17 protein-coding genes are annotated in these 17,551 nt (G+C 42.4%); 6 read left to right on the plus strand and 11 right to left on the minus strand.

The features are described from left to right. Window positions 1–87 precede the first annotated feature (87 nt). Together KFT32_RS09630 and KFT32_RS09635 are read left to right on the plus strand one after the other, a co-directional pair. On the plus strand, window positions 88–456 hold the full coding sequence (locus tag KFT32_RS09630; protein ID WP_211746971.1) for a GntR family transcriptional regulator: 369 nt from the start codon (window positions 88–90) through the stop codon (window positions 454–456). A 183-nt stretch (window positions 457–639) separates the two neighbouring features. Then, the gene (locus KFT32_RS09635; RefSeq protein WP_211746972.1) at window positions 640–1,425 is read left to right on the plus strand and encodes a hypothetical protein; all 786 of its coding nucleotides are present in this window, start codon (window positions 640–642) and stop codon (window positions 1,423–1,425) included. Between the two features lie 95 nt (window positions 1,426–1,520). Here the strand turns inward: KFT32_RS09635 and KFT32_RS09640 are convergent, their stop codons facing one another. After that, the gene (locus KFT32_RS09640) at window positions 1,521–2,657 is read right to left on the minus strand and encodes an LLM class flavin-dependent oxidoreductase (RefSeq protein WP_211747076.1); all 1,137 of its coding nucleotides are present in this window, start codon (window positions 2,655–2,657) and stop codon (window positions 1,521–1,523) included. 185 nt (window positions 2,658–2,842) lie between these two features. On the opposite strand from KFT32_RS09640, the gene KFT32_RS09645 reads away from it, so the two are divergent. After that, window positions 2,843–3,727: an AraC family transcriptional regulator gene (locus KFT32_RS09645; RefSeq protein WP_211746973.1), complete on the plus strand. Its 885-nt coding sequence runs from the start codon at window positions 2,843–2,845 to the stop codon at window positions 3,725–3,727. Between the two features lie 103 nt (window positions 3,728–3,830). Here KFT32_RS09645 and KFT32_RS09650 read toward each other — a convergent pair whose 3' ends face one another. From KFT32_RS09650 to KFT32_RS09660, 3 genes are read right to left on the minus strand one after another with little or no spacing between them, the layout of a single operon-like run. Continuing rightward, window positions 3,831–4,646 carry a carbohydrate ABC transporter permease gene (locus tag KFT32_RS09650; RefSeq protein ID WP_211746974.1) on the minus strand — a complete coding sequence of 272 codons (816 nt, stop codon included), beginning with the start codon at window positions 4,644–4,646 and terminating at the stop codon, window positions 3,831–3,833. A gap of 17 nt (window positions 4,647–4,663) precedes the next feature. Beyond that, window positions 4,664–5,536, minus strand: a complete 873-nt coding sequence (locus tag KFT32_RS09655; RefSeq protein ID WP_211746975.1) for a carbohydrate ABC transporter permease — start codon at window positions 5,534–5,536, stop codon at window positions 4,664–4,666. 2 nt (window positions 5,537–5,538) lie between these two features. After that, on the minus strand, window positions 5,539–6,789 hold the full coding sequence (locus tag KFT32_RS09660) for an ABC transporter substrate-binding protein (RefSeq protein WP_211746976.1): 1,251 nt from the start codon (window positions 6,787–6,789) through the stop codon (window positions 5,539–5,541). A 406-nt stretch (window positions 6,790–7,195) separates the two neighbouring features. Between KFT32_RS09660 and KFT32_RS09665 the strand changes: the two genes are divergently transcribed. Continuing rightward, a complete protein-coding gene (locus tag KFT32_RS09665) occupies window positions 7,196–8,626 on the plus strand; it encodes a substrate-binding domain-containing protein (RefSeq protein ID WP_211746977.1) in 1,431 nt (476 codons plus the stop codon). Between the two features lie 124 nt (window positions 8,627–8,750). Beyond that, a complete protein-coding gene (locus KFT32_RS09670) occupies window positions 8,751–9,077 on the plus strand; it encodes an antibiotic biosynthesis monooxygenase family protein (protein WP_211746978.1) in 327 nt (108 codons plus the stop codon). A gap of 93 nt (window positions 9,078–9,170) precedes the next feature. On the opposite strand, the gene KFT32_RS09675 is transcribed toward KFT32_RS09670, so the two are convergent. Beyond that, a complete protein-coding gene (locus KFT32_RS09675) occupies window positions 9,171–10,091 on the minus strand; it encodes an AEC family transporter (protein WP_211746979.1) in 921 nt (306 codons plus the stop codon). Between the two features lie 252 nt (window positions 10,092–10,343). Between KFT32_RS09675 and KFT32_RS09680 the strand changes: the two genes are divergently transcribed. Further along, window positions 10,344–10,853 carry a mismatch-specific DNA-glycosylase gene (locus tag KFT32_RS09680; protein ID WP_211746980.1) on the plus strand — a complete coding sequence of 170 codons (510 nt, stop codon included), beginning with the start codon at window positions 10,344–10,346 and terminating at the stop codon, window positions 10,851–10,853. A 171-nt stretch (window positions 10,854–11,024) separates the two neighbouring features. Here KFT32_RS09680 and KFT32_RS09685 read toward each other — a convergent pair whose 3' ends face one another. From KFT32_RS09685 to KFT32_RS09710, 6 genes are all read right to left on the minus strand, one after another. Beyond that, window positions 11,025–11,948: an EAL domain-containing protein gene (locus tag KFT32_RS09685; protein WP_249435779.1), complete on the minus strand. Its 924-nt coding sequence runs from the start codon at window positions 11,946–11,948 to the stop codon at window positions 11,025–11,027. A 264-nt stretch (window positions 11,949–12,212) separates the two neighbouring features. After that, window positions 12,213–12,884, minus strand: coding sequence for an ABC transporter ATP-binding protein (locus KFT32_RS09690; RefSeq protein ID WP_211746982.1), 672 nt, complete (start codon window positions 12,882–12,884; stop codon window positions 12,213–12,215). Window positions 12,885–12,932: 48 nt separating this feature from the next. Further along, entirely contained in the window at window positions 12,933–14,495 is a 1,563-nt protein-coding gene (locus tag KFT32_RS09695; protein WP_211746983.1) for a hypothetical protein, read from the minus strand. A 12-nt stretch (window positions 14,496–14,507) separates the two neighbouring features. Beyond that, window positions 14,508–15,305, minus strand: coding sequence for an ABC transporter permease (locus tag KFT32_RS09700; protein ID WP_211746984.1), 798 nt, complete (start codon window positions 15,303–15,305; stop codon window positions 14,508–14,510). A 130-nt stretch (window positions 15,306–15,435) separates the two neighbouring features. After that, window positions 15,436–16,761 carry a sensor histidine kinase gene (locus tag KFT32_RS09705; protein WP_211746985.1) on the minus strand — a complete coding sequence of 442 codons (1,326 nt, stop codon included), beginning with the start codon at window positions 16,759–16,761 and terminating at the stop codon, window positions 15,436–15,438. Continuing rightward, window positions 16,758–17,495 carry a LytR/AlgR family response regulator transcription factor gene (locus tag KFT32_RS09710; RefSeq protein WP_211746986.1) on the minus strand — a complete coding sequence of 246 codons (738 nt, stop codon included), beginning with the start codon at window positions 17,493–17,495 and terminating at the stop codon, window positions 16,758–16,760. The genes KFT32_RS09705 and KFT32_RS09710 overlap by 4 nt, the downstream gene beginning before the upstream one ends. Window positions 17,496–17,551 lie beyond the last annotated feature (56 nt).

Here is a 17,551-nt window from a genome sequence, read left to right on the forward strand (position 1 = left end):
TGTGTAGGATAGCTTTTATCAGCATTGCCTCCTATGAAAATATAGAATAATATAGGAGAAAGTGGAGATTAGAAGCGAGGAATACGAATGAAATTCTCCAATGAACATCCAATATACTTGCAAATCAAAAACGATGTTTACTATAGAATATGCAAAGGAAAGCTCCGTCCTGGTGATAGGCTGTCTTCTGTGAGGGATTATGCAATTGAAGTGGGTGTGAATCCGAATACCGTCCAGAGAACCTATAGTGATATGGAACGAGAGGGCATCGTTGAAAAAAGAAGAGGACAAGGGTCCTATGTAACAGAGGACTCAGGGGCAATTCAGAGGCTCAGAACGCAAATGGCCGTTGAACAAGTTCAACTTTTCTACAGCTCAATGACACAGATGGGATTTACCGACGAGGAAATCGTAGACCAAGTGCAGTGTGTAATGAAGGAAGGGGGAACCTCTTAAGTGGCTCCGAGGGGAAAAACAGCAAACGATTGTGATCTCTTCTCATGAAGTATCTGAAATTGAACCTTATTTAGACTATGCTATTTTTCTAAAAGAAGGGAAATTGATGTTGTTTGCCTCTGTGGAGGAGATTAGAGAAGAGAGAGAGCAGAGTATGCTGAGTGTGATGAGGGAGTACTGTTTATGACATCATGGAAAGCGTTGTTTTTCAAAGAATTCAAAGCATCTAAGATGTGGAGCTTTTTAAATGCAACTCTGATTTTACTAGGAGGAGTATGTTTTAACCTCTTCGATAATGCTTCCGTGGTGCTTCATAGTCTTATGTTCATCATTGTATTTCATGTCGTATACTTGCCTATATGGGTTGTGTACTCGTTATTCGTTGAATGGAAGGAGCGGGCTATTACTCATTGGTATAGTCTTCCACATCAAGGGATCATTCTGCTCACTTCTAAATTTGCTGCAGGGGTAGCTATGATGTTATTGTCATTGCTTACACCGAGCATAGTACTTACCTTATTATATACATTTTTCCTCGGTGATACTGATCCGATGATCGAACGAGGTAGCTTATGGTTTATACATAATTTTTGGGGAGTACTTCTAGGCATCGGCGTCATGGCGATCTATGCCGGTTCTCAAGTTCTTTGTGCTATCTTTATTGGAGCCAGCGCAACCAGATGTAAGCCGTTATGGATCATTGGTTTTTTACTGCTTCCGGGATTGGTACAAATGTGGCTTCGAGACAGTGCACTATATGAGGCTGTTACACGTTGGGGAATGTTTACTTCTCCATCTCAGAATTGGCTTGATCCCTTATTTCCATATGAGAATGAAGTATTCAAATCTGCTACTATTCTATCAGAGGTCACAACTTTCTCAATAGGTATAGTCGGCCCACAGCTCGTAATTTCCTTATTTCTTATTTGGATCAGTAGCAAACTACTTGATCGGTACGTTCAAATCTAAAAAGATAAGCCCCAATATCCTCAGTGGATATTGGGGCTTACTATTTTCCACCAAGCTCAAAGTTAGAAAGATAACGTTGAAATACTAAAGGAAGTTTAAACCGTTATGCTAATAGAACGCTCTGCTAGCTTTCTTTTCACCACAGGCATCAGCAATTCTCCTGTAATCTCTGCCTCCTCCAGATGTGGATATCCTGACAGAATAAAGGAACTCACACCTGCATCGACAAACTCGATCAGACGGTCAGAGACTTGATCTGGTGTGCCAACGAAGGCAACAGCTCCACCGCCCCGTACCGCGGACAAACCTGACCATAGGTTAGGACCAATAATATAATCTTGATCCTTCGATTGTTCATATAGATCCATTTGGCGCTTTTGGTTCGTAGCGTCTGTTTTGGCATGCAGTTTTTCTTGGCTTTTCAGCTGATCCGGTTCTACTTTACTTAGAATATTCCATGCGGCTTTCCATGCCTCTTCTTCTGTTTCACGGACAACGACTTGGGCTCGAATTCCATAACGAAGGGTACGGGAAATGCCTTTGGTTTCTTTTAGATCCTTGAGATGCTGTTCCATCTCAGCGATTTGCTCCTTAATCCATTCTAATGGTTCTCCCCACATCAGGTACACATCTGCACTTTCGGCGGCCACCTTTTTGCCGGCAACCGAACTTCCGCCAAAGTAGAGCGGAGGGTGCGGATCTTGGACAGGAGCTGGCTTGCTTACGCCCCCTTCGACTTGATAATGTTTACCTTCATAATCAAATCCCTTACCTGATCCGTCTTCACCCCATACCCCTTTGACTACATCTAAAAATTCTTTCGTGCGCTCATATCGTTCATCATGGCTTCCGTGTAATGGATCTCCCGTAGCCTTAAGGTCAGCTGGATAATGCCCAGTGACCACATTAATGAGTGCTCTGCCCCCAGACATCTGATCTAGCGTAGATGCCATACGAGCTGCAAGTACTGGAGAGATAAGCCCAGGTCTCATTGCAATCAGCGGCTTCAGTCTTGTTGTATGAGCGGCTACCCAGGAACCTACAATCCATCCATCCCAGCAATCGCCACCAGCCGGAATAAGGGTGAATTCATAACCTGCTTTCTCTGCTGCTTGGGCAACTTGTACAAAATATTCCTGAGATGGCTCTCTTTCAAGGGCTGTTCCAATATATCTGCCATCTCCATTTGTAGGAATAAACCAGCCAAACTCTACGGATTGTGTTTCACTCATCATTAAAAACTCCTCTACTTGGAACTACTTTTGTTTTAGGATTCGATACGGTATCATGAAATAAAATAATTACAACTAAGTAGGTAGGAATAGTATAATAACAATAATAGCAATCATTTACAGTAGGAGCCATAGCAATTGAGGGGATGAATATTTATCATTTTGTGGGTTTTGGGAGGGGTATAATGTTTCAAAACATGAAAGAGGATTATCATGAATTTTTGGAAATACATTTCTTCAATCCCTCGGCTTATGAGAAGGCAAGTGCAGCATGGCCCATTCGTCTAGGAGCCAATCAGGCAAAGCCGATATATCATATTGGTCCGCGCGTCACGCCTTATTATTATTTGATTATGGTACTGGACGGAGAAGGCACATTTATTCAGAATGGAAAAACGTATTCACTTCATCCCGGAGATCTTTTTTGCCTATTTCCACAAGTAACGCATGAATATTTCACATCCGAGGCAAATAAACTGCGTAAAATCTTTTTTGCTTTTGACGGCAAGCAGGCCCTATCACTTCTGGAGAGAGCAGGGTTGAGTCCGGCAAGACCTCATCGAAGCGAAAGTGTGGGGGAGGCAGCGATACATGTGATGGAGGAATGGTTCCAGTCCTGTTATAACGAACAGCAGGATCACTCGGATATTGAAAGGCTGACGTTCTTACTGCGCATTTTTGCTACGCTCTCGGTGCCCAAATCAGTAGCGAAAGATATTCTTCAAGAACCCTCTTGGGTACAAAAAGGCAAAGAGTATCTAGAAATTCACTACGCTGGAGGGATTACCATCAAAAGTGTAGCTGATTATGTCGGTGTTGAACGCACTCATTTTACGAAAACATTTCACCGAACCTATGGCATTTCGCCAATGAAATATATGCAACAGCTGCGGATGAATGAAGCTGAATCGCTGCTAACCCAAACCTCCTATAAGCTGGGCGAGATTGCTCAGTCAGTGGGTTATCCTGATCTGTTTTCCTTCTCCAAAGCGTTCAAGAACTATGCTGGCATTTCACCCGCACGGTACCGTCAACAATCGGAGCAGGGCGGTAACGACGAGCAGGAGTAGCACTGATGAATTGACAAAGTGTTATATGGAGAATAGACACACAAAAGGACAAGAAGAGATTTTACTCGGCTTGTCCTTTTGTGTGTTTGTACTTTGAATGATCTTATCCTTTTAATGAGCCTGCGGTTACCCCGGAAATGAAGAAACGTTGCAGGAACAAGAACATAACTAGCATAGGAAGTGAAATGATAACTACGCCTGTAAGTAGTCCTGGATAATTAGTTGAATACTCTCCTTGGAACTGGAGCAGTGCAAGCGGGAGCGTCATTTTTGATTTGTCAGTAATGAGAAGTAGCGGGAATAGAAGATCATTCCATACGGATACGAATAAGAACGTAGCCGTTGCCGCGAGGTACGGGACAGACAGGGGAATGGCAATTTGTAAATACATTCTGCCTTCGCCCGCCCCATCGATACTCGCTGATTCAAATACTTCTCTAGGCAGAGACTTCATAAACCCACTGATCATAAACACGGAGAGTGGCATAAGCAGCGAAATGGTCACAAGAATGAGCCCTGTTCTACTATTCGTAAGCCCCAAATCCCTTAGAAAAGAGTAAATCGGAATCATGTTCACTTGGGAAGGAACCATAAGGCCCACAACAAACAGAATGAGAATCATTTTTGCCCATTTGTTTGACAGACGATACAGTCCAAAGGCAATCATACTCGCCACGATGAGCAGTACCAATACGGTTGTAAACGAAACGAGGATACTGTTGCTAAAATACATGATCATCGGCTGATCAACAAATAAATTACGGTAGTTATCCAGCGAGAAGGAGGACGGTAGGCCAAGCGGATTCATATAGAACTGCTGCTGGTTTTTCATCGTTGCCGTTACGACCATAAGCAGCGGGAGCAAAATAATGATCGCATACAAGAGAAGAAGCAGCTTTCCAAGTAAGCGTGAAACCATAAAGGCTCCTCCTTTCGTCAGTTTGTCAGTTTGTCAGACCTGAGTGCCTTGAATTGCAAGAAAGTGACTAGCGCAATAATAGCCAAGAAATAAATGGAAGCTGCCGAAGCATGGCCGAAATTGTAGTTCTGAAATGCTGCTGAATAGATATAAGTTGATAAAATTTCAGTTGAATACACGGGGCCACCGCGAGTCATAACATAGATCAGATCAAAGGCTTTAAATGATTGAACCGTCGTATAAGCGATAACAAGCGTAGCAGCAGGTGCCAACAATGGCCAGGTAACAAATCTAAAGATTTGCCAGCGGTTACCACCATCAAGCCTTGCAGCTTCATTAATTTCTTCCGGTATCGCATGCAGTCCGGCAACAAACAGAATAATCATCTGTCCGATATGTGCCCAAGCCTGAATTCCTGCGACCGAATAAATTGCAATGGCTGGATCTCCCAGCCAGTTGTTAGATAGTGATGATAAACCAATCAGATTAAGTACAGCATTCATCAGTCCTGAATTGGGATCGTATAGATAAGTTCCAATAAAACCGACGGCAGCCGAAGATAGAATGGTCGGGAAAAAATAGAGAGCCCGCAGTCCAACATTCACCTTCGTATTACGTACAAGCAGTAGAGCCAGCACAAGGGATACCAAGGTTTGAACAATAACGACACTTAACATGAATTTCAGATTGTTTCCAAGCGCTTTATGAAAAATCGTATTCTCTGCCACATTTACATAGTTATGAAGACCGACAAAGTTCAATGTTTCGGACATGCCATCCCAATCGGTGAAGGAATAATAAAGACCCTGCAGTGTTGGATAGATGAAAAAGACGAGATACAGTAGCAGTCCAGGAACGAAAAACCAGTAGATGGATTTACGTACACCCATAATTATCGTTTTAGCTGCTGGTCTATGATCACTTGTGCATTTTCAGCAGCTTTCTCCGGAGACGTACCTGCAATCACTTCCTGAATAGAGCTAGTTACGGCTTTTTGAATCTCGATGTTCTTAATAAGATAACGCGGCTGGAAGCGGGTATTCTTGGTGCTCCAGTCACTAATTGCTTGCAGAGCAGGTGCAGTATAATCAATATCTTTGACAGGAACATCTTGCTCTGTTTCATTTGCTACCTTGCTGGCAACTTCTGTGCTGCTAAGGTATGCTAGGAACTTCTTGGCTTCTTCTGGGTGTTTTGACTTGCTGTTGACCCCAAGCATAAAGGTGGTTGTGTGAATGCCTTCATATTTGGCTTCGTTCGCAGGTACGGTGATTGGAGCAAGCAGGTTTAGACTCAGGTTTGGATTTCCTGCAAGAACGGCTGACATGGAGTAGGAACCTGTAGCAAGCATAGCTGCTTTTTCCTGAGCAAAGAGTGCAATGGCCCCATCGGTGTTCGTACCAAGCGCCCCGTCCTGGAAGTAGCCTTTGTCATTCAGTTCTTTGAACTGAGATAGCGTCTTCACCCACCATTCATCCGTGAGTTTCGTTTCTCCAGCTTCTAGCTTAGCGAAAATTTCTTCGTCTGGCGCATTGTTCATCATCATTGGATTCATGAACTGTCCTGGCCCAATATCAGCACCTGGGAAAGCAAGGGGGATAATCCCTTCACTTTTCAGTTTTTCACATAGAGCAAGGAAACCTTCCCAGTCGTTAGGAGGTGTAAGTCCGTATTTCTCAAACAAACCTACGTTATATACCGGAATGTTATATATGAGATTGTAGGGTAAGGCATATTGCTTACCGTCTTTGGCACCTGATTCGATGAGATCCGGTTTATAGTTATCTACAAAAGATTCACCTGTCAGATCCGTATAAATTCCGGCTTTCGCCAAGGATTCGAACTGAGCACCAGGGAAAGAAGCAAATACATCACCAACTGATCCATCCATTAGTTTCGCTTGAGCGGTGGTCTGGTATTGTTCAGAAGGAAAAGTCTGCATAGATACTTTGATTCCCGGATTATCTGTTTCAAAATGACTAATAATTTCATTCCATACCTTCGCGTCACTGTTCCAGTGAATGAAGCTGATGTTCACCTGATCTCCTGAGGAAGAATTACTGTTTCCGCCTCCGCATGCACTGAGGGTTAGGGAGAAGGCTAGTGTGAGTAATGCCAGGGCAGGACGTTTTTTTCTTTTCATATTTATAAAACCCTCCTTATAATGTAGAGCTTCTATTTCTAATCATTGAAAAGTACAGCAGGCATTTCCGTAGGTTCGATCTGAAGTGCCTTATGATAAACAAAAAACGACAGCAGGATTATAAAGGGATCCATCGTCGTAATAAGTGTTCATCTTGACAGGGAAAGAATTAATAAACCAACTAATAAAGTTGGAATAGTGTGCATTTGCATCATACCACCCCATTTAAGGATCATCAATGTAAATTCGTGTTGTTTACGATATGTCATTTTGTGGTTTACAAGGATTTTTATCACATCATTAGGGAGGGATGCGCGCTTTTTAAGCACTCAGATACAAAATATAACTTTCGGAAGAGGTAAACGTTATGTTAATTAAGAAGCTGAATGGGAGGTGGGGGATAGGGTTGAATAGAGAAGAGAATGAAAGTAAAAGAAGCGGCAGCAAGAAAAGATTATTGTTATTCTGGTTTGGCCGCAGCCTTTCGCTACTTTTGGTTTATGTAGTTATATCTTTTGCTTCGGGTTTATTTGCGGAGTTCCTCTTATTTACGCTGTTTGAACAAGTGAATATTTCAAATATAGCGGTCTGTCTTGTACTCGTTATTTATCTATTTCTTATGCTGAGTTTATTTATCAGTTTTGGTTCTTTTGTAGCGAGAGATTCGGGGTGGCCTGCTGCAAGGCTTACTCTTGCCGTCATTCCACTGGTGATTATTTCTCTATACCTATGGGGGCTCGGGATGTATTGGTATGAAGGAGATGCGATAGAGCCATTAGGGAATTCCTGGTTTTTATATACCGTGTTCCATTTTTGGTCCTATCCTTTACTGAAGGCATTATCCATATATGAGATTCTTAGCGAAGTTGTGATGCTGTTGATTGCTGTGTTGCCGAGTACTGCCATTGCAATAGGGATTGTAATGCAGGGGCGAGGGAAGAAACAGTATACGAAAGCACAATTATGGAGAAGGTGGGGAGCTATCCCAGTAGTAATGATACTCGGTATCTTACTTACGGTTGTCATTCCGGATAGAGCACTCTATTCTTCTTCTGATTATCCGAGAGTGGATGGTGCGACAGCTGCAATCCCTTTTGCCAAGAAGCTCAATAGCGAGATGACCGGAGCGAATCGGATCAAAGTGACGAAAGATACTCGGTTTAGCACGACGCATTATGCCTATAAAGGTTTAATTGAAGGAAAAACAGATCTTATTTTTGTAGCGGGACCGTCAGATGAAGAACTGACTTTATCTAAAAAGCGAGGGGTGGAACTTGAGTTTTACCCGATCGGCAGGGACGGCTTTGTTTTTCTCGTGAATGAGAAGAATCCGATAAATGAGCTGACAACAGAGCAAATTCAGGATATCTATGGCGGCTTCGCAACGAATTGGGCTGAAGTTGGCGGAGATGACCAGCCTATTGTTGCGCTGCAGCGCGAGATGAATTCCGGCAGTCAGACTTATATGGAAAAAGGCGTGATGGTAGATGCAGTACTTACTGTTCCATCAAAGGATCATAAGATCGGTGTTATGGGGGGACTAATCGATCGAATCAATGATTATCGTAACGAAGAATCTTCCATAGGGTACTCTTTCTATTATTATGCGTCAGAGATGCACAAGCGGGAGAATATTAAATTTCTTATGATTGATGGAATTACTCCAAGTAAAGATACCATTCGTTCTGGGCTATATCCCTACACTACAGATCTTTATGCCGTTATTCGTTCGGATTTATCTGAGGATCATTCTGCTCGGGAAATCATCGATTGGCTTGATACTGAGCCTGGGAAACGGCTTGTTGAGGAAAGTGGATTTATTGCGGTAGAGGAATGAAAGCACCAGAGGAATGGTTAGTGTCCCTTAAGACGGAAGGTAGACTCTCTTATTTTTTTATTATCCATAATGAGAAAATTTCAGTTAAAATGAACTCTTACATAAGGAATAAGGGGGATTAAAAATGAGTGGGATCGCAAAAACGCCGGAACCTCCATACTATGCAGTGATTTTTGCTTCACAGCGAACAGAGGGCGACAAAGGTTATGGAAGAATGTCAGACAAAATGGTGGAATTAGCTTCTCAGCAAAAGGGGTTCTTGGGTCTGGAGAGTGCAAAGGATGAGGAACTTGGTATTACGGTTTCCTACTGGGAATCATTAGAGTCGATCAAAGAATGGAAAGAACATTCCGCCCATCAAGTCGCGCAGGATAAAGGGAAGTCAGAGTGGTATCAGAACTTTGCACTACGGATATGCAAGGTGGAAAGAGATCGTTTTTTTGAGATGTAAATCGAACAAAAAAGTCCAACACCCCTGGGTCGGTGCTGGACTATCTTTGTTATTCATTCACTTCATTTCGGGAGCGGCATAACCGCGATGCAATTAATATGCGCGAGCAATCGCAATCAAACCAATTAGCGTTACTACATTAAACAGCGTCGAAATGAGCACCGTTTGGGCAGCAAAATCGGGTTCATTCCGATATTCCTCCGCAAGAATAGAAGCATTAACACCTGTTGGCATACCGGAAGCAATGATAAGTGCCTGTGCAGTAATCCCTTCCAGTCCGAGAACGTACACAAGTGTTATCCCAATGGCAGGTCCGATGAGCAGACGGATCATCATACTTAGATATACGGTCATTCTTCCGAGTCTCAGCGGGTATTTCATAATCTGAGCGCCCAGTGTTAGCAGGGCGATAGCAACCATGGACTGCTGTGCATAGGTTAGCGGCATAGATAGAAAAGTTGGCAGCGGTGCATCAAGCGCATTCCAGAGAATACCGAGCACTAGTGCATAAGGGACAGGCATTTTCAGAAAGCCGATGATCAAACTGCGGTAGTTTCCTTTCAGTTGTGCCCCCTGAATAGATAGCACTCCGTATGTAAAGGTCAGCAAGCTTTGCATGGACATAATAAAAGCCTGTATCGATGCGGCAAGAGGATCGCCTTTGAACACAAGCGCACTAATCGGCATTCCGTAGTTGCCCGCATTATCCAGCATAATACTGTTATTAAAGGCGGCTTTCATCCCTTTGCTAAACTTGAATGATTTTGCAACAATGCAGCCAATTAGATATAGGATAAGTGCGTACAGTGCATAAAACAGGGCTATCGTTCCGAGAAGTTCACCAGACATTTCTGATAAATACATACTCATAAAAACGGCAGCAGGGGTAATAAAGTAAAAGTTGATTTTGGAAAGTGTATACAGATCGAGTTGGAACACACGTTGCATTAGGGAGCCCACACCGATCAGCACAAATACCGGAAGGACAACTTCAAGCAAGATGTCTAATATCATGGAGTATTCAGCTTCTTTCTATGAATAGGGTCACTTTTTTCTGAATGTTTTCAAACGCTTGTTACATTATAGCATCTTGGAGAGACACTGGAGTGAGAAATTGAATTTTCTTGAGGTGTTATTCTATGCAGCCATGATAAGAAGGGAAACCATATTTTTGGATTTTGAACGATGGATAGTATAGTCACAGTTATCACCGTGCTATCTTGGGTAATCTACTTACAAAGAAGAGTTAAAGGAGCCTGATATCAGATGGAACCCATTTCCGATCATCTGGAGCATGGGCTTCAGATAATATTTATCGGATTTAATCCGAGCATTAAGTCTGGTGAGACCGGTCACCATTATGCTAATCCAAGAAATAATTTTTACCGGATTTTATACCAGTCTGGTCTTACACCTCGTCTTTATGAGGCGAGTGAGGATGGGGATTTGCTTAAGCTGGGATATGGCTTTACTAACATTGTGGCAAGACCTACTGTTGGCATTGATGATATTAAGAAGGAAGAGTATGCAGAAGGTAGAGAAATTTTGAAGCAGAAGCTTGAAAAGTATCGTCCGGAAGTTGCTTGTTTTGTAGGAAAAGGAGTATACGCAAAGTATGCAAAAAGAACAAAAGCGGATTGGGGATTTCAACCGGAACCGTTTTTGCCTGAGATGCATGAGTTCGTCGCCCCTTCTTCGAGCGGACTTGTGCGAATGCCCATGAATGAAATCATTGGTATCTACAGTCAGTTAAGTGCTTATGTACATGGAAACTAAAATAATGCGATTGGACATGAACGGAAACAAGTATCTTACCTTCGTACGTGAACCCGCAAGAATGGTCTGTCAGGATGTAGACAGCAGCCTTGTTGCGGGTCTTTCCTATGTTTTTCATTATGTTTATGTATCACCATTATGTATACTCTAAAATCTATAATAGGTACGGAGTTAGGACGCAAAGGAATGGACAGGAGCGGGACGCCCGAATAAGTAACCCTGGAACATTCGAAAGCCACAGTCACGCAGCCACACAAAATCTTCGATTTCTTCAACGCCTTCCGCTAGTGGGATAGAGCCACTTTGTAGAGCTGCCTCAAGCATGGTCTGCGCTACCTTTTGTTTTTCTTCGCTTTTTGCAACACTTTGCACATATTTTTTATCCAGTTTCATATAATGGGGCCTAATTTCTCTTAGAAGCTCGATGGTACTGTACCCCTCTCCCACATCATCCAGAGCATATTGAAATCCGCGTTCTTTATAATAGCCTAGGATGTTTTTCAGGTGTTCCAGATCATCAACTTTCTCCGTTTCCACCACTTCAAAAACAAATTTGGAGGGAGAAGCGCCAATTTCCTCCGCAAGCTTGATGGTCGAGCTTAAACAATGCTGAGGGGAATAGATAGACGTCGGTATAAAATTGATAAATACGAGTCCAGACAACCCAGCTGATGCTCGTACAGCCTCCATACGACAGAGGCGGTCAAGGGCATAAAGCCTGCCTCGAAGCTTCGCTGCTTCAAACACCTCAAATGGAGACAAAAGACTTCCGTCATTTTGAACAAAACGTGCGAGCATTTCGTGAGCAATAACGGAACCATGTTTTTCAACAATAGGCTGGGCGTAGCAGACGATTTTCTTTTGCAAGATAATATCATCCACCCATTGCAGAGCATGTGGTATATGCCAATCACGAAATGGTCGCCAAGGCTCTTTAAAAATTCGAAATTGCATTTGATCCATATCCATATGATCCTGACAAAAATCATTTAGGCTGGTTACTGCCGATTCGTAGATAAATAGAGTGTCTGAAGTGTGATGCACGATAGAGGAGTCGGCTAGCAAGTAAGGAATGATATCAGGAATAACGGTCAAATTGTGTTCCCCGGTTATTTTGATTTCGTAGATTAATTTAGTGGGGGAACAATGTGAGCATGAAGTCATGGGAGTATAGTCACATCCTCTTCAAGTATTGTATTAAAAAATAAACGTTTTATCTTATTGTATCTTTCTTCTGTTCGACATAATGTGATTTTATTCCTGTTCACTTCAATTAACAGTGCCAAAAAGCCCAACATCAATGGAAAGTGAAGTGGGCTTTTAGTCATTTTATTTAGAAAGTATATTATGCAGTCAACATTATCTTCTTCTAAAATAGGTTTCTTTTCGTTCTTCCGTCAGCAGTTCCATATGTCCACCCTGAATAATATAGAGGGTATCGCATAGGGATTCCAAATCCTCATAGTTGTGACTCGTTAACAGCATCGTTTTATTCTCTTCTTTTAATTGGATGATAATTTTTTTCATATCGTTATAAGTCTGGTAATCCAGTGCATTAAAAGGTTCATCTAGTACAAGAATATCTTGTCCTTCCATGATGGCTTGTGCAATGCCAAGTTTTTGCTTCATCCCGAGGGAGTAGTTAGCTACTTTTGTTTTAAGTTCCGGGTTCAGTCCTACGAGTTTCATTGCTGCTTTGATCTCTGCATTGCCAATTTTGCGATTGATATCAGCAAGAAACTTTAGATTCTTAAACCCGCTGTAAAGCCCAATATAGCCGGGGGAGTTAATAAATACACCTACGTTCTCGGGAAAATCAATGTCTTTCCCCAGTTGTTTGTTTCTTACAAACACGCTGCCCTCGTCAGGTGTGGTGAAGCCGCAGATGATCTTGAATAGAACGGATTTTCCACTACCGTTGGCACCAACAATACCTATGGTCGAACCTTTTTTAATCTCCAGATGAATATTAGATAGTACATTTATATCGTGAAAAGCTTTGGATACGCCTTCTACGCGAATCTCTGCCACTTTACATCACCTCTATGTTGTTATTTTATATTCGTTGAATCGGTTAACTTACTGGAATCGTTTCTTGTAGCCGGATAAGAGTACATATAGACTCGAAATGATAATGAGCGATCCAAGCAGGATCATGATCATTCCACCCGTAATCCCAGGAGCGGATGAATCTGTAAATACGGTAAAACTCCTATTTTGTGCAAGGCTTGATAAGCCTACAGGGATGTAGGTTGTCCACGAAAAAGGAAACAAATATAACCCATACATCACCAAAATTCCGATGAAGCCAGCGGTTACTTGCCGGGTCCATAGAAAGAGAATGAAAATAAACAGGAATTGAAATAACAGATCAAGGAATTTTACTCCGGTCAGGTACAATAAAAGTTCCGTGAGGCTCATAGATAGATCAGGAATAAGCGTTATTTCACCCGGAGGTAATCCGCTCGCAATTGCCAACAGCAAAAGCCCGCCAATGAGTAACAGTGTATATACGAACAAGAAGAGAGAGCTGACACCGAATAGGGCAGCACCCCAATGTCGCTTAGAATGCAGGCGTATAGTCAACAGAAGACGGTGATCTTTTTTCTCCTTCTCTAGAAAAAGGGCAAGTAGATAGATCGGAAGCCCGTTCATCAGTATCATAGTAATCCAATCGAGTGGTTGCATATATCCATGTCCATGCCCCCAAAAGCTATAAAGTAGGAAATCAGCCAGCGTGCTTTCTGGCATAGACCTTACTTGTAGCAGCTTCCAAAGTCCAAATCCTATGATGAAGACGAGAAGTATCATGCTGTTTTTAGCGGAAAAGAGTTGAGCTCCATAGTAGGAGGTGATGCCACGCGGCATTCGTAGTCTTGCGTTCCACTCTAGATGTGTATTCCAGTGTTTATGAATGAAGAAGATCACTCCACCCGCGATCATCGCGAGTGAAATCAAGCTTACCGATAGGGCATATGGATAGGTTAAGTTATACATATAAATAATATAGTTATTGATAAAGACGAATGGGATTCGGGTAAGCCCAGGAATCTTGGATTTCATGGCAAATACCATCAGAAAAAATTGAGCAATCGTGATAAACGCAACCATTCGTTTCTCCAAAAAATGATCGAGTGTCATGAATAGAATACTAAGTACACTTAGTCCCATCACCATGTAGAGTGCGGATACGATAACTGCTTGCCATGGATAATGAAAATATTGACTAAACAGAGTTAGTACTTCAAGAGAAAGGTTCTGCGGATCAGGCAAAGGAAAAGCAGACTTTGGCTCAAGCCCGATGCCAACAACCAGAAACACGGCAAGCTGAAGCAGGACGAAGATGGACATGTTCACGGTCATCGCGGCTGCTCTCGCCCTAAAATAATGCGGGTACTTCTTGGCACGGATTAGAATATATTCCATATCATTTTCCAGATGGGTATACAGGATATAAAGAAACACAGGGACCATAAAAAATGTAATATAGTAATGTTCAGACAGCATGGATAGCACAAAGCTATCGTAAGAGTGCGAGAAACCCCGGCGCTCAGCCAAGCTGAATAGCGTACATCCGAGCAGTAGAAACAAAAGTCTTACAGATAGAAAACGACGAATATCTCTCAGAAAAATAGCTTTCATACGGAATCCCTCCTATGACGGGTAGACCGTAATTTTTTTAATTTTTCCACAATAAAACGCGATGAATGCAGTAAAGAGCAGGGCAAGAAGTGGACCCATCAGGAGTGGCCAATAACCGTGTTTGTCTGCGTCATAAAATTCAGGATTAAAGCTGACATAAATGCGATATACCTCAAGGTGTAATAAAGAAAGAGCGAAATTTTCCATCGTTACATAGAGGAAGGGCCCTGTTAGGATGATAAATATATTACTAATAAAAAGAGATAGAATAAAACCAAGCGTCGCAATAATCGCTGATAAGAAGCCTTGCCATAAGCTTAACAATACCCCGTAGGTTAAGGGTTGATGAACGAACATGGAGCCTAGAAAATGCTCACTTTCCAGTCTGGGTATGACCTCACCTGTATCTGGATTTACTAGTGAATATACGGGCACGATATCCGGTTTAATATAGAGAGCCGTAATGACACCGATGAGCATGGCAACGAACATAATTAGAAAAGAACTACCCGCAACGACGATCCATTTGGATAATAGGTAGCGGCTTTTCTTCACTCGGGGCAGAGTGTACATTAAAAACTGGTCTTTTCTTTCAAAATACATCAGCCAGCCAACGGGGAGAACGGAGATCAAAGGGAATAGAAATACGATGAAGGAAATACCTACTTCCCATGCTTCCAAATCATGTTCGAGCGCGTAGCTTTTATATAATGTTCCTGTCAGAACGGAAACGGTTAAGCTTAACCCTATCAATGTAATGAGGACAGGCAACTTTAGCTTTCGCCATTCCAAAAGTAATAAATTTCTCATACGCTTACCTCCTTATGTGTCTACAATATAGCCTGCCCACACATGAGGTTCAATAGATTCGGAACAAACAAGGGTTTTACGGGAATGAACGTTTTTTCGTTCCCGTAAAACCCTTGTTTATGCTTTGATATTATGGAAGTTGAACACCGATGGAGAGATAAGGAACACCCTCTATTTCCGTATTCCGTGTAATGATTTTCCCTTTTTGCTGTAATACAATTTGCTTCACATTATATAAACCGTAACCGCGAGCACCGTGTGCCTGACTTTTGGTAGTGAATCCTTTCGTGAACATTTGCATGAGTTCTAGGCTGGATTTAGGAGGATGAGGGTTCATTACTATGATCTCCGTAAATGGTTGCTTCTGATCCTGTGTAACCGAAATCATGATCTCATCTCCAGGATAGGAAGCTTCGAGTGCATTATCGATTAAGACACCCAAGACTTCAACCAGCTGGTGTTCCTCCGTCTTCATGGGCCCGAAGAGTGCATGAATGTGAGGAGTAATCGTTATTTTTTTAAGCTCCGCTATTTTCATTTTTGTATATAGAAACCCGCCAATGACTTTGCTGTCGAGCTGCAAGATTTCACGGACCTCGGTTTGCATCATGACATCTTTCGTATAGGTCGCGATTTGAGAGCGTGCCTCTGGAAGAGTGGGAGCCGTCTCCACTATGCTGTGAATGGCTAGCAGCTTATTATGAAATTCATGTTGTCTTGCTCTTACCTCAGATACTAGTTCATCGATGACGGGAAGGTATTGTTCAATGGCGGAGACTCTTTTTTCCTGCCGGGATCGTTTGTTCTGTTCGTATATAATCCAGAGATTCATGCTGATGACGAGAGAGAAGACGATCAGAATGAACAGCAAATTTTGGGTCACGAATGCAGTTTCGAAATTGGCATATATGACAATGGCAAGCACGACCAGAGTGGACTGAACCAACATAATCTTGGTGAATACACCGCTGTAATTTCCGAGAAAAGAGTTCCCTCGTTTCATGATAAGTACATAATAGAGCGCGAGTGCTAAGCACAGTGTGACAACCCGGTGCGCATAAGGGAATAATGCTGCTCCTTGATCCAATACGAGCCCTGTGGCGGCGATACTAAACGTACGAAACAGAATCCAGATGAGGAAGCTGAGGAACGTCACCACTACTGCTTTCATTTCGGATATAGGCCGAATCAGTGAGCTGTTGAGAATTAAGACACCTAGGAATAGCATAAACAGCAGGATTGGATTGTTCACAGGTAACAAATCATAGTTGTTGATCTCAAATCCTGGAATCAGAGAATGAGTGGTTGAGTTCTGATATCGAAATAACAGGCACAGTCCATGAAAGCAGAGGAACCAGATCAGGACTTTTTTACTTGGGTGAAGCGGCTGTCCGGCTAGTGCATAACAGAGAACAACCATAATCATCGTGTCGAGCAGAATTTGAAAATAAATCATACGCTGCCTCTGCTTATCAGCGCGTCCCTAAATTTATTGCCAATGGGAATCGCTTCCCTTACACCAGTCAATTCCACCAATCCTTCGGATTTATCAATCTTTGAAATATAAGAAGAGTTGATAATATAACTCTTATGACATTGAACGAAAGTATCATCACTGAGCATCTCGGTCATTTTTTTGAGGGATAATCCAGAGATCCGGTCAGACCTGATGTCGCCTTCTTTTGCCGACTTCACATGTAGCTCCAGATGTTTACCGAATGATTCAATATATACGATATGATCCTGTTCGTACTCGAAGATATAACTCTTCTGCTCGATGCGGAGCATCTTCGGTGTTTGCCGCTCCTCAAGGGCAAGGTGCTGACTGTACCGGACAGTATCACGCATTACGTTAATCACTTCTTCCTTCGTGAAAGGTTTGATGAGGAAGCTGTAACACTTGATTTGCCGATAAGCAGTCAGTTCTTCATTGGCAAGAGCAGTTGCAAACACGATAGGAGTATAGGAATAACGTTCCATAGAACGAAGTTCATGAGCGAGCTGAGTGCCTTTGTAATCTTCCAGCTGAATATCTAGAATAAATAGATCAATAGCTTGGTTGTGAGCGATGTTGAGCGCCTCACTCGACCTTCCTGTTGTATAGACAGCAGCGGCAGGAGCGACTTCCTGAACACAGGAGACAAGCAGTTTTTCAATATGGGGTTCATCTTCGGCAATGAGGATGTTCAAGAGAGTTCCTCCTTTACTTACATACATGATACTAACGTATCCATTGTAAACAAGAG

It is taken from the genome of Paenibacillus sp. Marseille-Q4541, assembly GCF_018310695.1.
Lineage (GTDB): Bacteria > Bacillota > Bacilli > Paenibacillales > Paenibacillaceae > Paenibacillus.